Source organism: Blautia sp. DFI.1.216, from assembly GCF_020594215.1.
Lineage (GTDB): Bacteria > Bacillota > Clostridia > Lachnospirales > Lachnospiraceae > Blautia_A > Blautia_A wexlerae.
In genome coordinates this window covers 1-366 of record NZ_JAJDML010000192.1, presented here as the reverse complement: position 1 = coordinate 366, position 366 = coordinate 1, and the positions used below count along the sequence as shown (strand labels likewise).

The following is a 366-nucleotide window of genomic DNA, read 5'->3' as shown; positions in this document are numbered from 1 at the left end:
GGACTTTTGCCTCCAGCAAAGACCTTTCCGTTGCCGGAAGGGGTTTTAAAAGTTCACGGATAAAATATCTGGCCCCGATATTATAAGAAGCTGACAGGTCACAGTTATATCTTTTTCCCGTCTGAAATGCGCAGAGGCTGTGTTTTCTCCAGTCACGCAGGACTATCCCTGATCCATCATACGCAAGCCTGCTCGTATTCCATGCACAGATCCTGGATATGCGCATCCCTTTCCTGTGTGCCTGATGTTCACACCGTTTCTGGATATCCCGTTTTCTCCAAAGCTGCAGTTTCTGCCTCTTACTTCCCGATATCTTTCCGTTCATTTCCAGATACTCAAATACGATCACATCTGCATGATTCTCCC

Annotated in this window: 1 pseudogene; it reads right to left on the bottom strand. The window is 46.7% G+C overall.

Annotated elements, in window-relative coordinates:
• Positions 1-366 (bottom strand): annotated as a pseudogene (locus tag LJE11_RS19395) (IS200/IS605 family accessory protein TnpB-related protein); the annotation flags it as partial.